Here is a 22,151-nt window from a genome sequence, read left to right as displayed (position 1 = left end):
CACTCCACAGAGACCGGGACAGATGGACCTTCGCCCGCTTTATCCCCGCGCCACCGCCCCAGCCGTGCTGGCCCTGCCGCGCGTTGCCTGCGGCGGCCTGGCGCGCACGTTGCTGCTGCACGGCGTGGGCGCACACCCCGCCTCGCGCGCCGCATTGCGCAGGGCACTGCGCAGCAGCATGCAGGTCGGGACATGCCAATGTTGCCCCGCGGCGCCGCGTTCGCACGGGTGTGCCGCTTCTCCGGCCGCCCGCAGCGCGGCGTGCGCAGGCATGGCGGCCTGCGTAGCCAACGCCTGAGCGCACCGGTTTCGCACCCGCCCAGCAGCCCCACATCCAAGCGCCCCGGGTCCTCGCGCCTGGCACGCGGCCTGCCCCATTACTAATTACATAGTTGACATGCCGTGCGCGGCGGGCGCACGATCTGCTCATCAACTAAGAAACCAGTAGACAGCCCATGGCCCGCCCCAGCTCGCCAACCCTGACCGACTCCGAGCGCCGCATCCTCGAAGTGCTGTGGAAGACCAAGGAAGCCTCCGTACGCGAGGTAACCGACGCACTGTCGAAGAAGAAGCCGGTCGCCTACACCACCGTGCTGACCATGTTCAAAGTGCTGGAAAAGAAGGGCCTGGTGACCTACCGCAGCGAAGGCCGCGCGTTCATCTACAGCGCCGCCATCAGCCGCAGCGAGGCCCGCCGCCAGGCCCTGGAAAACCTGCTCAAGTCGTTCTTCAACGACTCGCCCAGCGTGCTGGCCCAGCACCTCATCGACGAACACGACATGGACGCCGACGAACTGGCCGCCCTGCAGAAGCGTGTTGACGACGCGGGCACCCCGGGGAAATCAGCATGAGCGCACACACCACCCACACCCTGTTGACCGTTGCCGTGCAGCACCTGTGGCATGCAGCGCTGTTGCTGGCCCTGGTGCTGCTGGTAGTGCAGCGCGCGCGGCTCAGCGCCGAGGCACGTTCGTGGCTGCTGTGCGGTGCGTTCGCACTGGCCGCGGTGTCGCCGTTGCTGGTGCTGCTGCCGCGCGAAGTGGTCACCGTAGCCGAGGCCGCGGTGGCCCTACCGACTGCAGCACAGTCGACGCCACTACCGACATCCGCTGTACCGGCCGCGCCAGCGTCACCCACTGCATCACTGTCCGCTTTCGTACCCACCGCGCTGCAGGCGTTGGCGATGATCTGGCTGCTGGGCACGCTCTGGGGACTACTGCGCCTGGCGCAGGGCATCTGGCAGGCACGGCGGCTGCACAGTGCTGCACGCCCTTCGCCCGCACTGGATGCCCTCTTGGGCCCGGCACTGCCGCGCGGCTGCGGCGTTGCACTGTCCGATGCGGTGGCCGGCCCGATGGTGGTGGGCCTGTTCGCACCGCGCATCCTGGTTCCACCGCATCTGGCCAGCACATTGTCGCCCCCGGCGCTGTGCGACCTGTTGCTGCATGAAGCCGCACACGTGCAGCGCCGTGATCTCTGGGTAACCGCCCTGCAGCGCACCCTGCTTGCGGTGTATTGGTGGAGCCCGTGCCTGCGCATGCTGGGCAACCGGCTGGAACTGGCCCGCGAAATGGCCTGCGATGCCCGCGCCGCGCACCGCTCCAGCAGTGGCCGCGACTACGCCGATTCGCTGCTGCGCGGTATCGCCGGCATGGTGCAGCAACGCCCACAGCGCGCCGCACTGGCGGTGGGCATGTCGGGCAGCCGCAGTGGGCTGACGCAGCGTGTGGACGGGCTGCTGCAGTTGCAGCGGGGGCAGGTGAGCTGGCGTACCCGGGTGCGATGGAGCGCCCTGTGCCTGGCCGCGCTGGCCACGCACGTAGGTGTCACCGTGGCCGCCACCCCGCGCCTGGGCGCGCCGACCGTGGTGGCGCCTGACAGCGACGCCGCCACACGCACCGCATCGGCACAGGCCGAACGCCTGCTCGACGCCGCTGCAGAAGGCGACCTCGCGCAGGTGCGGCAACTGGTGCAAGGCGGCGTCGCCGTGGATACCCTGCTTCCCGGTGACGGCACCGCGCTCATCGCCGCCGCGCGCCACGGGCAACTGGCCACGGTAGACGCGCTGCTCGCCCTGGGTGCCGCGCCGGACCTGGCCTCCCGTGGCGACGGCAACCCGCTGATCGCCGCCGCCCGCCGCGGCCACCTGCCCGTGGTGGAGCGGCTGGTAAGCGCCGGAGCTGACGTCAACCGCATCGTCGCCTACGACGAAACCCCGCTGATCAACGCCGCCCGCTCCGGCGACGTGGACACCGTGGCCTACCTGGTCAACCACGGTGCCGACGTCAACCTGGGCGTGGTGGCCGACGCCGGGCAGTGGCGCTCGCCATTGAACCAGGCGCGCAACAGCCGCGTGCGCGACTACCTGATCCAACGCGGCGCTGTCACCGGCCGCCGCTGAGCCCGCGCGCACACCGCGCGTAACCCGTCCCTGCAACAGCACCCCCACGTGGTGCGCAGCCCGGCCATCACCGGCCGACTGCGGCCTGCGTTTGGCAGCGCCGCACGTCCGGTTTCCCGCCCGCACACCCCACCCCGAGGTTCCGCATGGTTTCGATCCGTCGCGCTTCCCCTGCCGCCACCGTGCTGCCGCCCCGCCACATCCTGCTGCGTGGCGCACTCACCACCACGCTCTCACTGCTGCTGGCCCTGCCCGCCTTCGCCGCCGACCGCCACGACACCGCCATCGACAGCGCACTGACCGCCGGCCTGCGCCCCAGCGTGGTGCCCGCCAGCGATTCGCTGCCGCGCTGGTCGCTGCAGGCGCGCATGGCCCACTACCACGTGCCTGGTGTGGCCATTGCGGTGCTGCGTGACGGCAAGCTGGTGCACAGTGCCGGGTACGGCCTGCGCCAGGCCGGCAGCCGCGATGCCGTGAACGCGGACACGTTGTTCTCGGTCGGCTCGGTCAGCAAGGTCATCACCGCGGCCACCACGCTGCGGCTGGTGGCCAATGGCAGCCTCGCGCTGGACCAGGACATCACCACCTACCTGCGCAGCTGGAAGCTGGCGGCGACGCCCACCACCCCGACCCCGCAGGTGAGCCTGCGCATGCTGATGTCGCACACCGCCGGGCTGGGCGTGCACGGCTTTGCCGACTACCTGCCGGGCGAGCCGCTGCCCACGCTGCTGCAAACGCTGGACGGCATCGCCCCGGCCAAGAACAAGCCGGTGCGCCTGATCCACGCCCCCGGCGAGCGTGGCGACTATTCCGGCGGCGGGGTGATGGTGGAACAGCAGGTGCTTGAAGATGCCAGCGGCCAGCCCCTGGATGCACTCGCCCGCGCGCAGGTGTTCGCACCGCTGCACATGCAGCGCAGCCGCTTCACCACCCCGCCGGATACCCTCGACAACATCGCCAAGGCCCACGACGGCGACGGCGCGCCCACCGCCCTGCCGCGCGGCTGGCAGACGTTCCCTGAAGCCGGTGCGTCGGGCCTGTGGACCAGCGCCAATGATCTGGCCGCGTTCGTGGCGGCGCTGACCAACAGCTATCGCGCGCCAGGCGGCTTCCTGCCGCAACCGATCGCCATCGACATGATGACCGAGGTGTCCCCAAGCTGGCATGGCCTGGGCCCGCGCCTTGACGGCAGCGGCGCCACCCGCATCTTCCACCACGGCGGCTCCAACGACAGCTACCGCGCGTGGATCGAAGGCTATCTGGACAGCGGCGACGGCCTGGTCATCCTAACCAATGGCGAGAACGGCGCCGAGCTCACCACCGAGATCCGCAATGCTCTATCCGACGCATTGGGCCGTGGCGTCAACCCGCCGGTACGTCCCATCGCGCTGGACCTGCGCGCGCCGGCCTATGCCGACTACGCCGGCGTGTTCGCGCAGGACCTTTCGGTACCCATGGCGCATCGCCGCGCCCTGGCCGACATCTTCGACATTCCTGCATTGCAGGTGAAGGTGGCCGACGGACAGGTGCGCGTGGGCGTTGCCGGGCGGACGCAGGACGGGCAAGTACTGCCGCTTGCCCCCAACCGCTTCGTGTCACCGGATATCGACGGACTGCAGATCGAGTTCCACCGCGATGCGTGGGGCAAGGTCAACGCGTTGAGCGTGGTGCATGGCGAGGCGCGCGCGTACTACGAGCGCAAGTGACAGCGGCACGCGCTGCAACGCCAGACGTTGCAGCGCGCCGGCCGTGACCGCTCAGGCCGGCGCCGCCGAATGCCGCAGCCGCACGCGGTGGTCGCCCAGCACCGCATAACGCACCGTGAGCGGTGCGCCGGGAACAAGCGCGGTCTGCAGCGCACTGGCCTTGCCGGCCGTGTCCAGCAGATGCCACTGCCCGCCCAGACGCGCAAACAGCGCATGCTCAACGCCTTGGCGACCATCGTTGCGGCGCGCCCACATCAACTCCTGCACGGGCCCGCTGACGGTATGGCGGCGCAGCTGCCCGCGCTGTAGCCACAGCCGCGCCACCGGGGCCCACACACCCAGCAGCCACAGCAGCGCAACGCCCACGCCCGCCCACAGCCACACCCGGACACCCGCGCCGACGGCAGGCACTGCGGCCAGCACGGCGATGCCCAGCAGCGCCGCACCACACAGCCAAGCCGCTGCACGCAGCGCCGCCACCGGACGGGTGCAGAGGTCGCGCCAATCCTGTGCGTCCATCGGTACGGGTGCATCGGCCACCGCCGCCATGCCGGGGTAGTCCACCTGCAGCAGGTGACCGGGATGCGCCGCGCTCCATACCAGGCGCAGCGGCGTGCCCGGTGCGGGGCCCAACACGTGCTGCGGCACGAAGCCGGACAGCGCGTCGGTCCCGGGCGATTCCTCCAGCACCAAGTGGCGGTAGTCGCCCAGCACGTAGCTGCGTGGCGCCCGCGCAAAGCGTGCCTGCTGCGGCAGGATCTCGGCGGACTGCAGCGCACCCTCCATCACCGCCACCTCGGAAGATGCTAGTGCCTCGCGCAGCCACACCGGGCGACGCTGCCGCACCAGCGCCGCCGCGACGATGCCAGCCAACCCCACCACCGCTGCCAGAATCATCGGCACCCAAGTGGGCGCGGCATGCGCGCGGTGCAGGCCCAGCCAACCGAAGTAGGCGGTGATCGCAACAGCCAGGCAGACGGCAATCAACAGCCACAGATTGCCGGTGGCGCGCTGGCGGGTGAGGTCGGCCTGCAAACGGGAGCGGAGTTCGGCGGGCATCGCGGTGAGGGTGCGCGGGGAAGGTGGGGACATCCGTGATCTCGGTAGCGGTGCGTCAGCGATGGACGCGACCGTTGATTATCGCGCAAGGGATCACATTGGCGCACACGCTAAATTCAGCGGCTTTGGCGCCGCTAAGTACACAGAGGACCCAAGCTCCGGGGCCGCCAGCCTCAGCATTCAAGGAAGAAAAGATGAACACTCCCGACCCCGAACAGCGCAAGCTCGACATCGAGGAAGAGAAACTGCGACTTGCCCGCAAAGGACTACGCCAGGACACCTTCGGCAAAATCGTGATGCCCGCAGTGATTGTCGTGCTGGCGGCTGCAACGTACTTCGGCAATACCAACATGGCCGAACGCCAGCACCAGCTCGCGATCGATGTACATAAAATGCAGTTGCGCGACAAGGAGAGCCAGCTTGGCCTGCGTAATGAGGATGCCAAAGCGGCTCGTAACCAGCGCATCCAGGACTTCGTCAGACAGGAATACCAAAGAATCACCTCCGACGACCCGGCCGTGTCTCAAGGTGCCGTAGCAGTGGCCTACGCAGTCTTCTCTGACGAGCCCGAAAACACGCTGGTACGCGCAAAAATCTCGGTACTGTTAGCAGACAAACAACAGCGCATGGCGCAGCAACCCACCGCACGGCAGCGCGCGGATAGTGAGTTGGCTGTTGGGCAGCGGCAGATTGTGGCTGGCAACTTCTCGCTTGCACTGCGTCATCTGGATACGGCGCTAACCCTCGACCCCTCCAACCCGTCTAGCTGGAACAGCAAGGCTTACGCACAGTTCCGGATGAAAGACGGTCAAGGAGCGTTGAGCAGCATATCCGAAGCCATTTCGCTGTCCCCTTCGGATGCACGCCTTCGCCGGTTCGTCATCATCAATGCAGCGAAGATCCTGTGTTCCGTCGGCAGGACTGACGACGGGTTGTCTTACCTGAATTCAGGCATCGCGGCCATTCCAAACCTGGCTGGCGAGGCCCGCGAGGACAAGGAACTGACAAGCACCTGCAGTCTCATCTCGAGCTAGCCGCCTTTACGGCAACGTTGTCCAACATGCGTTGCACCGCAGCTGATCCACAGGGATGACGCTACCGTGCCCACCCGCTCCCGCGGATGGGCACCGCATCAGCGCATCAGTCCAGCTGGATCCGCGCCACCGACTCCGGGCTACCCTTGGCCTCGTTGTCGCCGTTCTTGACGGTCACGTACAGCACGTTCTTCTTCGCATCCAGCGCCAGGCTGTTCGGGTGCGTGGGCAGCGAGTAGGTCTTCAGCGGCTTGTAGGTGTCGCTGTTGTACGACGTCACCGTGCCCGCTTCGCGGTTGGTTACGAACAGGCGCTTGCGCTTGGCGTCCAGCAGGATGCCCAGCGGGCCGGCGTCGGTGGGGATGCTGGCCAGTTCCTTGCCGGTGGTGCGGTCCAGCACCAGCACGCGCTGGCCCGGGTGGGTGGAGGTGAAGCCCGAGCTGCTGGCCTGGTACTTGCGGATCATCTCCGAGCCCTGGTCGGTAACAAACAGGCGCTTGCCCGACGGCTCCAGCGCGATGTTCATCGGCTGCTCGGCGCTCACCTTGAAGCGCTGCTCCACCTTGCCGCTGTCGGTGCCCACGGTGACCACTTCGGCCAGCAGGTTGGAGGTGTACACGCGCTTGCTCTTGGCATCCAGCGCCAGGCCCGGTGCCTTGGCGTTGCCCAAGCCCGGAATGGTGTTGACCACCTTCAGCGACTGCGTGTCCACCACGAACAGCACGCTGCCGTCGCCAGAGTGCCCGGTGACATACAGGCGGTTGGCCGCGCCATCCACCACCAGCTCGCGCAGGTCGTGGGTGTAGGCAGCCTTGCCGTCCTTGCCCACCTTCTTTTCCATCAGCTGCACGATACCCACCACCTTGTGGGTGTTGGTATCCACCACGGTGACCGAGGTGTCCACGGTGTTGCCGATGTACAGGCGGTGGTTGGCGTCGTCCAGCACCAGGCCGAAGGCCTTGCGCTCCAGCGGGATCTGCGCTTCAACGTCGAGGGTGTTGGGGTCCAGCAGCAACAGCTGCGCCGGACCGGCGGCATCGCCGAAGCCACCGGACGAGGCCACGTACACCACGTCTACCGTGGGGCTGTAGGCCAGCTCATACAGGCCCTGGGCAACGGGCTTGCGCAGCACGGCGGCGGCGGTTTCTGCAGCCGGGGTGGCCTTGCCCACGGCGAACGCCGACGGGGTGCCAAGAGAGAGAGTGACGGCGAGGGCCAGCGCGGCCGAACGGAGAAGGGAACGGGGGTACATGCGAGCGTCCTTGAATGGGCACGGGAGGGTGTCCTGGCTCGCTGGGCCGTACGTGTGACGGCCGGTCCCGCATGTGTGCGTGGGCTGGCTGGCTGGAATGCCGGGGAATGGTAGCAGGGTGTGGGGGTGGGTGCTTGGGGGGTCTCGCTGGAGACTACTTCCAGAGCCCTCGATCTTTTGCTTCCTTCACGATATCCATCATGATCTCCCGCTCTCCAAGATGCGCAAGCAACGTAAGGTGCTCAACGGCTTTGACCTTTTGCATGTGGTCCAAGCGGCAGGGCCCGCCCAATGCCAATGCAGGAACGAAGCCATACATCTCATCGTCGTGAAGCGGCCCAAGCAGTTTCATCGCCCGTTCGAAGAGTGGCTGGTCATCCTCGTCTGTCTCATCAAGATCAACCTTGTCCATCCGCTCGATCCACATGGACACAAGAAAATCAGCCTCGCCTTCTTTCATCCATTTGGACTTATCGCTGGGGAAGAGCATCCCCCACATTGGCAGGATACTGAGACTCGGGCCGGTTCTCGTGCCCCACACATCAAGGCACCCGAAGGCGCTGCGGCCGATGACAAAGAAATCGTCGATACCGTCAAAAGGCGTGCCCTGGATCCAGGTGGAAAGCGCGACCTCATACTCTGCAGGATCGACAAGCCAGAACCTTCCGTCTCCAAACCCAGCAAAACCGAAGAGCTGCCAGTAAGCCAAGAGCCGGGCAGGCAGCTTGCTACGGTACCGGGCAAGGTGCTCGGGAGTTACCGCGCCTCCTGGTACTGCAGGTCCGAATTCCTTCCTGTCGTAGAAGTACGCAAAGCTCTCATCTAGCACGGGTTTCATTTGCAACACTCAAGGCCACTATTGACTTTCATGGTTCCGGGCGACACTCGTGGCGACATGTCGAGAACGTTGCGCTGTTGCTTCGGTGGCGTGGGGCTACTTGGTTGCGTCTCGCTGGAGACTACTTCCACAGCCCTCGATCCTTTGCTTCCTTTACGATGTCGATCATGACCTCAGGCTTGACCAGCTGCGCGAGGAACATCAAATGCTCAACTGCCTTGACGCGCTTCAAGCTATCCAGCCGGCGGTGGCCGCCAGCTGCCAAGGCCGGGACGAATCCATACATCTCATCGTTGGCGAGTGGACCCAACAACTTTTCCGCCCGATCAAAGAGAAGAGCATCGGCCTCATCTGCCTGGTCTAGGCTGTCCATTTGCATCCCGGCTAGCCAGTTCGAGATGAGAAGGTCACCTTTTCCCTCGTTCATCCATCGAGATTTGTCGCTCGGGAAGATCATGCCCCAAGGACAGTCGATGCTTAGGCTGGGACCCGTTTCGGTACCCCACACCATCAGATTGCCGAACGCACTACGGCCTATTACGTAGTACTTGTCGGTTCCGTGGAAGCGCGTTTGGTGCAACCAAGCGTTTAGAACATCGCTGTACTCTGCTGGATCCGTCATCCAGAATCGTCCACGCCCGTATCCGGCAAAGCCGTATTCGGACCAGTATTCAAGAAGCTTGGCCGGCAATCGTCCACGATAGTGTTGAATCTGGGATTGCGACACAGGCTTGGCTTCAAGTGAGGGGCCAAAGCCCTTCTTGTCATAGAAGTGGGCGAATTTCTCGTCAACCATCTTGATCATTTGCATCGCTCCAGACCGCCATTCATTTTAGTCTTCCGGCGTTCTCCAACTGGCACTTTAGCAGCGGCCTCATCCAATACGTCGATGCGCGACTTCTCATTCTTCTTCGCGAGCTTCCACTGCCTACCAATGGTCTTGTTGACCTGGCCATCGCCAAAGTCAGCTATGTCATCCACACCACCTGCGACTAGGTCAGGATTGTGCAGGGCATGCATCGTCTTCATTGTGGCATCGGCATGTTCCATCGCCATGCGCTCTGCAGCCGCCATGTCGTCCATCTCCATGGATAGCTCATCGATTTTTTCTGCTTGAATCTTCTCCTTGAAACGCGCTCTTGCTTGCTGGGCAGCAGCCTTGTCCCGATTCTTCGGATCAAACGCCTCCCGAGCCTTGATGTACTCCTCAACGCTCATATCGTTCAGTCCCTGCTCCTGACCCTTCAACTGCCGGTCCATCTCCGGGTACTTCGAGGCAGGTAGCTTTTGCGGGCTGAAACAAGGCAACTTCTTCCGCGGCATCCGCTTCGGCAACCGCGTGGTCTCGATCTTCCTGCCACCATCCGGCGTGCGGTTGCCATCGGCCTGCCGCCGCTTGCGCGTCTTCAGCACCTTGGCCAGGCCCTTGAATGCGTCCTCCACCTCTTCCATCAGGTGCAGCAGCTTCTTGCCCACGCGGGCGGCCGTGTTGCCCGCCTTGGCCGCAGCATAGCCAAAGCCACCGGCGCCGCCCAACTCCACGGTGACGGCCGCCAGCAGGATGGACACCACCACGTCCACCATGATCTGTGAGCTGAAGCGGGCCTCAATACGCTCCTGCTCGTCGGGCGGTACCGCCTCCCACCAGGCTACGCCGAAGGACGGCAGCATCTCGGTGATGCCGGGGTCTTCGATCAGCAGGTTGAACAGCTCCTTGGCCTCGCTGGCGGCGTCCATGACCTTGCCGCCGGTGGCGCGCAGCGCGGCGATCTTGCGGTCCAGGCCGTCGCGGTCGCCGGTGAGCAGCAGGCGGGTCCACTCTTTGAGCTCGCGGTCGGCCTTGTACATGAGCACGGCCATGTCCACCGCTGTTTCCACGGTACCGGCCACGTAGTCCCACGTTCCCTGCCCCATGCCCAGCGCCTGGTTGCCGCGCTGCAGGCCCCAGCGTATGGCGTTGCCGGCCTTGTCCCACTGCTGCCATTCCGGCGCCATGTCAGTGCGGGTCTGCACGACGATGGCGTCCAGAGCCGCCTTCAGCCGCGCGCGCGCGGCCAGGATGGCGGCGTTGTCTTCGTCGGGCTCGTCAGGCTGGAACAGCACCTGCACCATCTGTACCGGGCCAACGGTGACCTCGGGTATGCGCGCGCGGCCCTCGTCGTCCAGGTGGCCGGTGCGGATGCTGTCGTCGGGCAGCATCACCTGGTAGGCCACACCGCGCACCGGGGTGCGGTCGAGGTCGCCATAGTGGTAGTGCAGCAGGATGTCCTGCTTGACCGGCGGACTTGCAGGCGCCTTGGCGGTGGTGCTTTGGGCGACGAAACCGGCGGCGGGCGCCACGGGGCTTGCCGCGGCTGCGCCCCCACCTTTGGCCGCGCCACCACCGCCCGACTCCACGGACACCGTGCTCTGCTTCACCGCCAGCACTTTGCACCCACAGGCCAGCGCGTCGCCATGCCTGGCCAGCGCCTGGCCATCCACGATGAAGGTGGCGTCGCCGGTGACGATGGGGAACGCACCTTTGTGCTTCGGGCAGAAGGCCTTGTCGCCTACGCGAGCGACGGCCATGCCGTTGATGTCGGTGAAGGGCGAGCCCGTGAGGACGGTGCCGCCACTGCTGGTGCTATCGCCTACGACAATTGCAATGCGCCCCACGCCGGGTCCTTGGCTTTTGATGTGGCGGGAAGGCTAGCAACTTGGAATGCGGCTCCTGTTGATGAGGATCACGAACCGAACAGGAACGCGCTCACACTTTTAGCCGCATCAGACATTTCCTACGCGACAGAGCGTAGTTCAGGAAGCGGAACAGTAGGGATCTGATCTTGCGGAAACGGTGTTTCGGTCAAAGTGGCACGTCACATAGATCACGCCGAGTGATCCCTGCCATGCCCCATTGACTCTGTGCATCGCACATTTATTTTCTGCGCACGATTGGCCAAACCGATACAAGGTCGCCGGTGCAGCTGCACACTCGCCTTAGGTCTTTCCTGGTACTGCTTGAGATAGAGAGGCCGGCGGAATCGCCAGCAACTCCGCCGAGGCGTGCTCAACGACCCGAAGGAACTCAGCCAGAGAAAACTTCATGGTGACCTCATTCCCCAGCGCCCTGGCCAGGTGAAAGAACTCTACTTCAAGCGCACCATCTTGCCGCTCGCGGTCGATGCGGCAAAGAAGCTGCGAGCAGAATGAGACCTCTACTGCCAGGGAATCGAAGGTTGGCGGGCTTACGAAGTCGATTGAGAAGTTGGTCATGCCTGCACCTGTCATTGAGGCCGGCAACAGCTTGAAGTACCCGGGTGCCAGGCGTCTACCTGACAAGGCCAGTGCCCCGGTGAACTGCCAGGCTGACGATAAAGGCGGATGCGGTACGCCTACCGCCTCGGCAGGCGCACCAGATGAACGGTCAGACGCAGAGCGGCTGCCGCCCCTCACCCCACCCCAAACGGCGAACACCGCCACCCAAGCTGCCGGGCAACCATCGCCTCAAGATCCCGGTCGCTGCTTTCAAAGCACGGCACCGCCTCCGGTTCACACCTGGCCACCCTCGCCCCCTCCAGGGCTACAGTGCCTGCCGGCCGCTCGACCGGGTCGAAGGCCCCGGCCTCTGCGTCGGCATCCACACACGATTGCCGCACCACATACTCCCGCATCAACCGCTGGAGCACCTGTGCGGCGGGGCGGTGTTCGCGCGCCGCCGCGTGCTGAAAGCTGGCGCGCAGGCCAGCGGCCATTTCCAACTGCATGAAGACACTCTTGCTCATGCGTTCCTCCCACTGCTGGGTTATGAAACAGGTTGTACATCCACACTGCACCGGGCGTGCAGTGACGTGCTGGCGTTTGCGCCTGCCACAGCGCAGCGCTGCCGAACCGGGGCAGGCACTGCGGCTGTGCGGCCAGGCCGCCCGCAAGGGCTGGCGGGCACTGGCCGTGCAGCGGCCCACCCGGCGGGTGGGCGCGGGCGCTCAGCCGGTGCGGCGCTGCAACTTGCGGGGGATCTTCTTGACCACCGGCACGGGCCGCTCCACCACCGTAAGGGTGATGCTGCCGTGCGTGGCCTCCACCTTCAGGCGGGCGCCTACGTCGAAGCCGAGCTTGTCCAGCCAGCGGCCGCGCAGCTTGAGGTAGGGAACAATCTCGGTGGGACCGCACTCTTCGCGGTCCGGGTACGTCAGCGCGCCTACGCGGTAGCTGCGTGCGGGGCGGGCGTAGGATTTGCGCTTGGGGCGCGCGTCATCGGGTTCGTCTTCCCACGGCGTCAACATGTTGGACCTCCTGCAGGGCTTGCCCTTGCCGGGATGGCAAGGGCGTCGGGAGGTTAGAAACCGTCTAGCAAGAACCGGCGGGCGTATTTCCACAGGGGGTGTTGTATTAGCCACCCTCCCGACATGGGGACGTCCAACATTGTCTTGCTAGAAGAGTTTCTACGCTCCGATGAACAACATGCGCATTGGTGCGGAGGATGGGAAATCGCTTGTTCCTGTTGATCTGGCGGGGATTGGTTGGCAATTCCTTTGGTGCGTCGCAAGTGGCTCGTTGGTGTCGCAGGAAATGGGGCGGGGGGTGGGCACCTCTCCTGCTCACTTGGAGCGCAGCAGATGACTCCGCTTGATCCGGATTGGCTGGAAGCTTTTGATGAGGCCATGCTGAAGTCTCTCGCCATCGACCATGTGGACGCTGGGATGGATGAAAGAAAACTGGCTTGGTACGCGGACCTTCCGGCGAAAGATGCTGCGAAAGGGTATGGGCAGGACTATGACATGTGTCGGGTCGACACGTTTTGGCCGCCGAGGCGGCTCGCCATGAATAGCTAGTAGGCTTTTTGCGACAAGAGGTTTCATCTAGGCCGTGCTTTCGCCCTATCGAAGCCAAAATTCTCATAGACCGGAGAGACGGAGGATGACCGAGTGGACTCATGGGAACTGGCGGCGGCGGTTGGGGCCTACCGCGTCAAGATACAGGTGCACACCTTGCGCGTGATTGCTGACTGGACTTCGTTCTAAAACAACAGCGCCCATATCAAGCGCGGAAAATGGTGATTCCGGATGCGGCCTATGCCGCTACATTAACCGGATGACCTGAGCAGAAAGCGGCTGGTCATTAGGCGATTCCGCTGGTGGCGGTTGCACTGGCGTTGGTCAGACCACGCATGCAGCCCGTGCTCTGGTTACCTATTGACCTGATGGATGATGCACCCAGCGAGGACGCAATGCTGGCCCCTCTCAAACGGATAGGTTTTGGTCACATCACACTCCACGGGCTCAGTTCAACACTCAAGGGTTGGGCTAGCGAGGCAATAGTCTTCGAGGATGATCTGTCCAAAGCGGCACTAGCTCATCGAGTCCGCGAGAAGCGAAGAGATACATACAAGCGTGGAAGCATGCTAGACAAGAGGAGATTCCTGATGAAGGCGTTGGCCCCCGATGCTTATGCAAGCTATGCCCCCCCATGACCCAACTTCCGGAATTTTATCCTTAAATTTCCATGAATTAGGAGGAACTAAGGCCATCCTACTGCACGCCAAGGCGCAGTCAAAAGGTTGGCACACACGCTGTGCCGGCCATTTTCGCCAGCACAAGTTCGGGCAACAAGCGCTGGGAATTGATCTGTGGCCCGCGTCAGGCGATGCTATGTTCCTACTAAGCCCACTTCCCATCGCCTGCCAGGCCAATCAATGAACTCCACCGACCAAGTTCAGCCGCCGACATCTATTCAAGATATATCACTTGACCAGCTGTTATTTGATCCTGAGAATCCGCGATTTTCATTATTTGAAACGTCGACTGATGAGCAAGTCATTGGGCGTATGACAGAGACTGAAAACGTTCAAGAGCTGATGGGCTCAATTGGCGAGCAGGGTTACTTTTCTGGTGAGCCTCTTCTAGTTGCGCCGGCACAGCCCGCGACTTCGCCCGAAACGTACGTCGTGGTCGAAGGCAACAGGCGCTTGGCTGCACTGAAGCTCCTAGCAGGCAAGATAAAGATCGATCGACCATCAATTGCAGCTCTTGTCGCATCGGCAACACACAAAGATGAAACTGCGCCCTGCATTGTTTTTGCTCAGCGACGAGACATCCTTCGGTATCTAGGATATCGTCATATCACGGGGGCAAAGCGATGGGATCCTTTGCCCAAAGCAAGATACTTGCAACAGCTTAAGCAGGAGTTCTTTTCCCATCTTCCCGACGAAGAACAGCACAAGATGCTAGCGAAAGAAATCGGCAGCAGGAGCGATTATGTCGCGCAGATGCTGTCCGGACTGAATGTCTATGATCAGGCTAAGTCCGCCGACTTCTATTCGCTTTCTGGCGTAAATGATTCTTCAGTGGATTTCAGCCTTCTTACAACAGCGCTTTCGTATCGTTCTATTTACACATACGCGGGCCTGTCGTCCAAATCGGACGTGGTGGGCGCAGGCCTGGTTAGGGATCACTGTCGAGACTTGTTCCTTTGGATGTATTCACCGAGAGAGGATGGCTTCACGATTCTGGGTGAATCTAGAAATCTCAAGATCTTAGCAGCGGTGTTGGACAAGGAGCCTGCAACGCAGTACTTGAAGGCGGAGAAGAACCTTCAAAAAGCATTTTTAATGAGTGAAGGCCCCACTCGCGCGTTCGAGAAATTTATGAGGCTTGTGATAGACAACCTCAAGGGCGCGTATGCCGTGGTGCCTGACATATCTGATGTCGATGAGTCACACCAAAGGGCTGTCGCGGCGGCCGATGACCTAGTTCAAGATCTTCGATCGAGTATTCGACGAAGGATGCGCGACAAGGCAGACATGGTTCCATTAGGTGATAGGGCGGCTGGCGAGGCAACAGACCAGCCTGAGAACCCCACGAGTGAAGCGGGTAACGAATCGTGATCGCGCCCCAGCCGGCAGCTCAAGCACCAGCACCTAAACAAAAGTTAATTAGGGATTTGGAGCGCCTTCCAAGTGGATCTGCGACCCACCTCTGGGCCGACTACATGGAACTTCGTGCCATGACCAGTAGTGACGGATTCTTTTCCCGTGGCTTTCTCTTTGATACGTTTGATCAATCCTCCGACATTGACGTGAACCTGGAAGAGGAAGAGGAAGAGGAAGAGGAAGAGCAGGACGATGAGGATGAGGGTGAGGGTCTCTCGAAAGATAGCGCCGTAGAGAAGCAGGATGCTGCCTTTGAGCGCCGTTGGCAGGCCATTTCAGTCGCGCTAGGCTCAAGACACAAGCGAATGAAAAATGCGTGGCCGTTCGAGCTAGTTGAGGATAGGCTTTACCTCAGGAATGATTCCACAAACAATCTCCACCAGTTGTATCTGATGCTATTGCTATCCTCCACCCTCAGGTACGTAAATCGGAAGCGAATGCAGGAGATTGCGGATAATCTAGAGGCTATCGGCGCCAAAGTGTTTGGCGCGCTGATGCCAGCCCACTGGAAAGTCGAGAGTTTCGGGAAGAATTCGACAATCAGCCAGGGAACAAAGCAGCAAAAACTTACAGAATTAGCCGACCAACTGCGTGCAGTCGCGACATTTCGTGATACGCAGATTAAATCTGGCGATAGTGGCGATGCCGGATTAGACTTGGTGGCCTGGCATGTCTTTGGCGATAGCTTAGGACAAATGCCGATTGCGTTTGCACAATGCGGCTGCTCGACGACCGATGTAGAGCATAAACAATTTGAAGCTACGCCGGCCTCCTTTAACCGATGGATGGTCCCAGACCATCCTGCGGCAGCGTATTACATAGCACCGCTAGATTACCGCAGTAATAACGGAGACTGGGAGCGCCGTCCAGCACAGGTTATTTTTGTGGACAGAGCACGCATTATCCACATAAGCAGAGAATACAACCTATCTTTTGGAACACCAGCCTTTTTGCAGGAAGCACTGCAGACTCGCGACCCCATGGCGGGCTAGAGGTCAGCTAGAACACCGGGAGCAATCTTTTGATTGCCACGTCAGAAAGGGGCGAAGCGTCAGCTTACCTGTCAAGCAGAAGTTTCTAAAGTAGAGCTCTGGCGTGAAGGGCACGGAGCTTGACGGGGCCCACGCCGCTGACTGAGTCGCGTGGACGAATCTCGTTGTGATCGATCATCCGCCAATGCGCCGCCTCGCGCCTATCGTGGAGCCGTGCGAGGAGGTGTTAGTCCAGAACCTCCTCGCGGAAGGTGCAGCTAAAGCGCTCGATGAAGGCGTTCTGTTTGGGTTTTCCGGGTTGGATGTATCGCAATGCCACGCGACAGAGCTCGGCCCATTGGGTGAACACTTTGCCCAGGAACTCAACGCGGTTGTCCGAACACAGATGGCCCGTGTCCTCTTGCTCACGCTTGGCACTGACCCTAATATCCTCCGGCAGGTGCGTAAAAGCCCGCAGTCCGGCGCGTCAAAAATAGCTCGCTGAGGTGCGGTTTCTAGCGATTCGATTGAGGCACCACACAGGGAGGCAAGGATGTCTTTTTCAGCGAATGTCTTCAATGTCCTAATAGCATCGCCATCGGACGTTCCTCACGAACGCGAGGCGATTGCGGCGAGCTTGCACGAGTGGAATGCTCTGAACTCAGCCGAGACAGGAAAAGTGCTACTTCCCGTTATGTGGGAGTCGCACAGTGCCCCGAGCATGGCCGATAGGCCTCAGGCCCTTATTAACGAGCAAGTGGTCAAGTCTTGCGACATGCTCATCGGCGCATTTTGGACAAGGCTGGGCACACCGACTGGCGTAGAGGATAGCGGCACGGTTGAGGAGATCAAGTTTTTCCTTACTAAGCAGAAGCCGGTGATGCTGTACTACTCCGACGCGCCCATTCCGCGCGGCAAGATCGACACAAAGCAGTTTGATAAGCTGGAGGAATTTAAGGCGAGTATCAGGAACAAGGGAATCCAGGAGGAGTACAGCTCGATCGATGAGCTGAAGGCGAAGCTGTCCCGCCAACTGACGATCGTGATGCGGGGCATGACGGTCGATGCCGTCGTGAATGCCAAGGTCGTCAAAGAGGCAAAGGCATCAACCAAGGATGCAGTGGAGCCCACTGCGCCCACCGCTGCAAAGAGGTCTGCTCCTACAAAGAAGTCGGCGACGAAACGGATCGAGAATAAGCCTGGACACGACTGTCGTCTCGAAGAGTATTCAGATAAATCGTTTGTCGTCCGAGGCGACTCCACTGAGTTCAAAGACGAGCTGAAAGGTTTGGGCGGCAAGTGGATCAGGACCCGAGACGGCACTTACGCTTGGAACTTCTCTAAGAAGAAGCTGACTCAAGTATCCGAGTTATTGTCACTTAGACCCGCGTTGAACTAGCAGGGAAAGCACGGTCGCGAGGCAGCTTATCCTGTCTCGCGCTTCTCTTACTCGTGCGCGCACTTGTTTCCCGCCACGCTTGCGCGCCTCCCGGGACCTTTACCGTGCACCACGTGCATTAATACGCCTGTAACGCTATCGGGGCGCCCCGCGTGGGTGTAGTGACCCAATACCCCAAGAGATGGATGGGGCTCTGCCGGACTTTAAACATAGCCATCCATTTTCATTTGAGGCTTGGAATAGCATTAATAAGCAAGCAGTAAATCTTTACGCCTAAACAATCGCCCTAAAAGTATCGATACCTATAGCTAAGCAGAGCGGCCAACTTTAAGTTCTGCGCAAATTCTCGACAATTCTCGCGACTAAATAATCAATTTCGCACTGCTCACTATCTTCAACTTTCCCGACTCCTGCCGAGACCCGGATGACCGCTTCTGCCAGCTCTCGCATTTCCGCCGAACTGGGATCGTAAGTTGGAATGTTAACGTAGCTCGCCACGCTAGTACCGAAACTCAGCGACGCACCGTACGAGGCGATTGCTTTGGATATCGGCGTAGAGCCCAAAAACCCTGTTAGAAATGCCGCCTCATACTCAGTCTCCACGGGAATGAAGTACAACTTGTGGTCAGGTATAACTACAACAGAACGCCCCGCAATATCGGAACTCCCTACATAAGCCACCTCGAACTTACTCCCACCAATCTCTTTCCATAACACCTTGAACGGAGAAAATGTGTACTCCCCAATGGACCATAGGGAATAATAGGGCTTCCCCTTCTGGAACCTCTTCAGGCTAGAACGTCTTTCGAGCTCGCTCTTGAAATTCCTTAAGAAGGAGTAAGCGAAGGGGCTATTCAAGTGCAACTCTGCATCGCCATGCATTTGTCTCTGGGGAACAAAATAGCGGAGCTCAGCATCCGGGCGAGCGCGAAACTTCGAAACGCCCCTTCCGCGCAAAAGCGGAAAAATGTGCTCTGTTTCAACTGGGGCACGAACAGAAGGTATGCCCTTCGTCTTTCCTATGCCTGCATCATTTTGAATTGTGGTGAGCCCATCCCTGTCGTCACTACACTCCTTGACCCAGAATATGCCATTCCTATCAGCTGTCACCCCCTTCCGCGCAACGTAATTCGGACTCCCCTCGCCGAAAGCCGAATTTAGAGTTTCGATTTCAGATTCGAGTCCGACGATCCAAGGCCTATCAGAACCACCTGGAACTGGCCATGCACGAAGATCTTTCTCGATAGCGTTATCGTAAAACTCTCCCGCCGAACGAAGATATCTTCCTACTGAGGGCACTTCGGAATCGAAGATCCACTTCCTGTACTGCACCGGAAAGCTTGTGGCAACTCCCTTTCGGACGAGGATAGCTCTTGGCATGTTCGCAACACTATCGAATGGCGCAATCTCGTCAAAATCCTCAATCATCTCTATAGCGCACGGAATTCTTTGTTTGCCAACTCTCATTCGTCTAAATCCAGCGCTCGATGGAGTTTCAAAAACAGAACCCGGCATTAATAAACACATCTGACCATTATCCGAAAGATACGTTTCAATAGCCTGGAAGGCGACTACAGTTGAAACATCACCTTCAATACCGCCAACCCACCTGTCATTACTGAAGACGCCGAGGTCTTTACAGAGCTGTTGGATCTGCCCGGTATACTCTCTCGGGAGATTACTCCATTTAATCCAAGGCGGGTTGCCGCATACATACTGTGCAGGCTCGATTGCGCCTGCCGCAAATCGATCGGCTACGATCGAACACCAAATGCCGTTCCACCCTCTGTTATGCAGATCGACAAAAGAGTCAATTGTGGCTACGAGAGACGCACAGATATCTGATCCAAGCCCATACTTCGAAAGTAGTACGTTGACCTCAGCCTTGATCCAGTCCGACCCTCGATCTTCTTCTATAAGGTCTCTTATCCGCCTAAAGACAGGGTAGAAGGCGTCGCTCTTTATTAGTGCCACAGGCACTGAGAGTTCAACGATCCCAAGCTCAGTACGCAGTGAATAGCAGAACGATGGGAATAAGCCACCGGCAGGCTTTGCCGGATTTATGCTATCTGCCAGATATACAGGTAGACGAACAGGATCTTTAGGGTTTAGATACTGCGACATAAATACGGCAAGCGACGCTTTGGCTGTCAGCACAGCTAGAGGATTTAGGTCTACGCCACTGATTCCGGCAAGCATTTCTCGAGCACTACCACTCCACCCCTCGACGAGGCGGCGACGAAGCGCCTCAAGCAAGAACGTACCTGAACCACATGCCGGATCGGTAATGGAATCCTCCGGCTTCCAATCCGTCATAGAGATGACAAATTCCGCCAGCCAGTCTGGAGTATAGAACTCTCCCAGAGCATGACGTATCTCACGAGGAATGAACTCTTCGTATATACCCTTAAACAAATCTCGAGTTGTTGTTGGATCCTTCTTTGCTACAGTAAAGTCCACCCCTGACAGCTTGCCAACCATCCCCTCAAGACTATTTTCTATCGCGCTCCAGCCTGCGCCTTCTAAATACCAAGAGAAAAAATCCCCATCTAGCATATTTAGAATACCAAAGCCTTCGTACAGAGATCCATTCTCGACCGCGGTCAACCTGGATTTTAATGGCACTGAACTATCGAGAACGCTTTGAGCAGCATTTGGCAGGGCACATGCCACCACGACCTTTGCTACAATGGCTACGTATGTATTGAGAGCAAACAAATAGGCGGAAGGATTATCCTCATAAGGTTGACCGTGTGATATCTCCTGCCTCCTAAGTAAACGTTTCATGCCATCAGGCTGAAAGCCAACTACCTGACCGAAAAGTCGAATCCATTCACTAAAGAGTATCTTTGTTTTATTTGAACTGTCCCTGGAACTACTACAAATTTGCGCATAAAGGATGGGGATCAGCTTTATACCGGACTCGGAGTCAGGGCCAATTAGAGACTGAAGAAGTTTAGGATGAACAAATGGCCTGCCGCTTGACGCCATTGCCATCAAAAGCCGACTTGCGGAATTAATGTCAAAGGGAATTACACTCTCCCAAATGACATTTTGATTCTCGGCTGAGTGACGCCCGAATGTAATAGATGCTCCGTCCCATGCAATTAGGAGATAATCAACTAGCGGACGCCCCTCTTCTAATGAGATGAGGTGAGAATACTCTTCTATTTGCCTTCGAGCATGCCGAGCCTTGGCGTTAACTCCGCCTGAAAAGCACCGTGGTGGCTCGTACTCGATCAGTACTCCGCCATGAGCCACGTCAATGAATTTTGTAGATGCTCCACGTTGCTTCAGCGCACGCTCCATCTGAAACGGAGTCCAGGCGATGCGAAGCGAAATGCACGCGCGCTGAAGGGCAACCTCAACTTCATGCCTGAGCTGAGCCTCGTTCTTCGCTGAGTTTGATGCAAGAGAAGCTGCCTGCACCAGATCCCGGCTGACGTCATCCATTTGCGTGGCGTCCATATTTTACTAGTCCTCACAAGATGGCTTACGTTCAACCAAACCCTTACCGGAAAATAAGTGCCTAAACATCACTTCTGCAAGCATCGGAGGCACTGCGTTACCGATCTGGGTGAACTTAGAGTCCATATCCCCAACGGGCTCAAAATCTTTCGGAAACGTTTGGATGAGTGAGCACTCACGCCAAGACAACCTACGTGGCTCCTTGAGTTTTTTTCTAGACTGCCCCTTTACCAGATGATCATACTCGCCGGTAAAGTCCCAGCGTTGCTTCCAGCCATCCTCCAGGTTAGACCAAGTCAACGTCATTGTTGGACTTGCGGGATGCAAAGTGATATGCCGAGAATTCGCGACGACAGTGAACGCAGGCCCGTCCCATTTTGCCTTTCTATTACGAGACATGAAATACCAGGAAAAGTGCCCATCCGGATCATGAGGTCGCTCATAGAACTCACCCTTGGGCCACAGCGGTAAATCCTTGATTGCATCTCCATGTGACGCATAGGGCTTCAAGTCTGGGCACTTTCTTGAGGGCTTTCCGTGAGTCGGTTCAGGAAAAGAAAACTCTTTAGAAATGTCGTTTCTGATACCCACAATGAATAGACGCTTTCGCGACTGGGGCACGCCAAAGTCACGCGCATTTAAAAGGCTATGCGTGACAGCGTATCCAGCCTCTTTGTAAGCCTGTTCCTGCTCCTCAAGGAAGCTGCCCGCCCCGAGCTGCTTTAGGCCTGAAACATTCTCAGCCACAAAGTACTTGGGTCTTACGAGCTCTATAACTCTCAAAAACTGCTTGTAGAGGCTCGTTCTTGCGTCTTTTTTTGGATCTCTGTTGCCGGCCATAGAGAATGACTGGCACGGATAACCTCCAACAACCACATCCGCCTCCGGAAACTCCTCGATGGAAGCTATATCCCCACAAGAAACTTTAGAATCTGGAAAATACTTCCTAAGCGTCTCACAGGCATCCGGAAGAATGTCATTACTGAACACAATTTTACCGCCGGCCGCCTTCACGCCGAAGTCCATGCCGCCGCAGCCCGAAAATAAAGAAACAACTCTAAGGGCTTCTGGATTAGGTTTTGGGTTGCTACTCTTATTTTTCATCGTGCTTAGTAT

Annotated in this window: 19 protein-coding genes; 9 read left to right on the top strand and 10 right to left on the bottom strand. The window is 59.5% G+C overall.

The genetic code is table 11. The features are described from left to right. Positions 1 to 455: 455 nt before the first annotated feature. The 3 genes from ACZ0AE_RS02095 (at position 456) to ACZ0AE_RS02085 (ending at position 4,107) form a co-directional block, all read left to right on the top strand. Positions 456 to 851, top strand: a complete 396-nt coding sequence (locus ACZ0AE_RS02095) for a BlaI/MecI/CopY family transcriptional regulator (RefSeq protein WP_463600277.1) — start codon at positions 456 to 458, stop codon at positions 849 to 851. Then, positions 848 to 2,401, top strand: coding sequence for a M56 family metallopeptidase (locus ACZ0AE_RS02090; protein ID WP_463600276.1), 1,554 nt, complete (start codon positions 848 to 850; stop codon positions 2,399 to 2,401). Before ACZ0AE_RS02095 ends, ACZ0AE_RS02090 begins: the two co-directional genes overlap by 4 nt. 146 nt (positions 2,402 to 2,547) lie before the next feature. Next, complete coding sequence (locus tag ACZ0AE_RS02085; RefSeq protein ID WP_463600275.1) at positions 2,548 to 4,107, top strand: serine hydrolase domain-containing protein; 1,560 nt, start codon at positions 2,548 to 2,550, stop codon at positions 4,105 to 4,107. Between the two features lie 51 nt (positions 4,108 to 4,158). Here ACZ0AE_RS02085 and ACZ0AE_RS02080 read toward each other — a convergent pair whose 3' ends face one another. Next, entirely contained in the window at positions 4,159 to 5,199 is a 1,041-nt protein-coding gene (locus ACZ0AE_RS02080; protein WP_463600274.1) for a hypothetical protein, read from the bottom strand. Between the two features lie 161 nt (positions 5,200 to 5,360). On the opposite strand from ACZ0AE_RS02080, the gene ACZ0AE_RS02075 reads away from it, so the two are divergent. After that, entirely contained in the window at positions 5,361 to 6,200 is an 840-nt protein-coding gene (locus ACZ0AE_RS02075; RefSeq protein WP_463600273.1) for a tetratricopeptide repeat protein, read from the top strand. Positions 6,201 to 6,306: 106 nt separating this feature from the next. Here the strand turns inward: ACZ0AE_RS02075 and ACZ0AE_RS02070 are convergent, their stop codons facing one another. The 7 genes from ACZ0AE_RS02070 to ACZ0AE_RS02040 all read right to left on the bottom strand — a co-directional run bounded on the left by ACZ0AE_RS02070 (position 6,307) and on the right by ACZ0AE_RS02040 (position 12,552). Beyond that, a complete protein-coding gene (locus ACZ0AE_RS02070; RefSeq protein WP_463600272.1) occupies positions 6,307 to 7,452 on the bottom strand; it encodes a YncE family protein in 1,146 nt (381 codons plus the stop codon). A gap of 154 nt (positions 7,453 to 7,606) precedes the next feature. Next, a complete protein-coding gene (locus tag ACZ0AE_RS02065; protein ID WP_463600271.1) occupies positions 7,607 to 8,290 on the bottom strand; it encodes a GAD-like domain-containing protein in 684 nt (227 codons plus the stop codon). A 121-nt stretch (positions 8,291 to 8,411) separates the two neighbouring features. Further along, a complete protein-coding gene (locus ACZ0AE_RS02060) occupies positions 8,412 to 9,095 on the bottom strand; it encodes a GAD-like domain-containing protein (RefSeq protein WP_463600270.1) in 684 nt (227 codons plus the stop codon). Further along, on the bottom strand, positions 9,092 to 10,945 hold the full coding sequence (locus ACZ0AE_RS02055) for a polymorphic toxin type 15 domain-containing protein (RefSeq protein ID WP_463600269.1): 1,854 nt from the start codon (positions 10,943 to 10,945) through the stop codon (positions 9,092 to 9,094). Before ACZ0AE_RS02055 ends, ACZ0AE_RS02060 begins: the two co-directional genes overlap by 4 nt. Before the next feature lie 321 nt (positions 10,946 to 11,266). Continuing rightward, positions 11,267 to 11,542: a hypothetical protein gene (locus tag ACZ0AE_RS02050; protein ID WP_463600268.1), complete on the bottom strand. Its 276-nt coding sequence runs from the start codon at positions 11,540 to 11,542 to the stop codon at positions 11,267 to 11,269. A 176-nt stretch (positions 11,543 to 11,718) separates the two neighbouring features. Next, on the bottom strand, positions 11,719 to 12,051 hold the full coding sequence (locus ACZ0AE_RS02045; protein ID WP_463600267.1) for a hypothetical protein: 333 nt from the start codon (positions 12,049 to 12,051) through the stop codon (positions 11,719 to 11,721). Positions 12,052 to 12,252: 201 nt separating this feature from the next. Then, positions 12,253 to 12,552, bottom strand: coding sequence for a SymE family type I addiction module toxin (locus ACZ0AE_RS02040; protein ID WP_463600266.1), 300 nt, complete (start codon positions 12,550 to 12,552; stop codon positions 12,253 to 12,255). 333 nt (positions 12,553 to 12,885) lie between these two features. Between ACZ0AE_RS02040 and ACZ0AE_RS02035 the strand changes: the two genes are divergently transcribed. From ACZ0AE_RS02035 to ACZ0AE_RS02015, 5 genes are all read left to right on the top strand, one after another. After that, entirely contained in the window at positions 12,886 to 13,101 is a 216-nt protein-coding gene (locus ACZ0AE_RS02035; RefSeq protein ID WP_463600265.1) for a hypothetical protein, read from the top strand. An 860-nt stretch (positions 13,102 to 13,961) separates the two neighbouring features. Then, entirely contained in the window at positions 13,962 to 15,152 is a 1,191-nt protein-coding gene (locus ACZ0AE_RS02030; protein WP_463600264.1) for a hypothetical protein, read from the top strand. 119 nt (positions 15,153 to 15,271) lie between these two features. Then, on the top strand, positions 15,272 to 16,189 hold the full coding sequence (locus tag ACZ0AE_RS02025) for a hypothetical protein (RefSeq protein WP_463600263.1): 918 nt from the start codon (positions 15,272 to 15,274) through the stop codon (positions 16,187 to 16,189). A gap of 166 nt (positions 16,190 to 16,355) precedes the next feature. Beyond that, positions 16,356 to 16,673 (top strand): hypothetical protein, encoded by a 318-nt coding sequence (locus tag ACZ0AE_RS02020; protein WP_463600262.1) that lies wholly within the window; start codon positions 16,356 to 16,358, stop codon positions 16,671 to 16,673. A gap of 48 nt (positions 16,674 to 16,721) precedes the next feature. Beyond that, on the top strand, positions 16,722 to 17,567 hold the full coding sequence (locus ACZ0AE_RS02015) for a hypothetical protein (protein WP_463600261.1): 846 nt from the start codon (positions 16,722 to 16,724) through the stop codon (positions 17,565 to 17,567). A 327-nt stretch (positions 17,568 to 17,894) separates the two neighbouring features. Here the strand turns inward: ACZ0AE_RS02015 and ACZ0AE_RS02010 are convergent, their stop codons facing one another. Next, positions 17,895 to 21,020, bottom strand: coding sequence for an N-6 DNA methylase (locus ACZ0AE_RS02010; RefSeq protein ID WP_463600260.1), 3,126 nt, complete (start codon positions 21,018 to 21,020; stop codon positions 17,895 to 17,897). 21 nt (positions 21,021 to 21,041) lie between these two features. Further along, on the bottom strand, positions 21,042 to 22,139 hold the full coding sequence (locus tag ACZ0AE_RS02005; protein ID WP_463600259.1) for a DNA cytosine methyltransferase: 1,098 nt from the start codon (positions 22,137 to 22,139) through the stop codon (positions 21,042 to 21,044). Between the last annotated feature and the right edge of the window lie 12 nt (positions 22,140 to 22,151).

Source organism: Stenotrophomonas sp. AC248, from assembly GCF_979258185.1.
The sequence above is the reverse complement of the archived record's forward strand: the minus strand, read 5'-3'. Positions and strand labels throughout refer to the sequence as shown.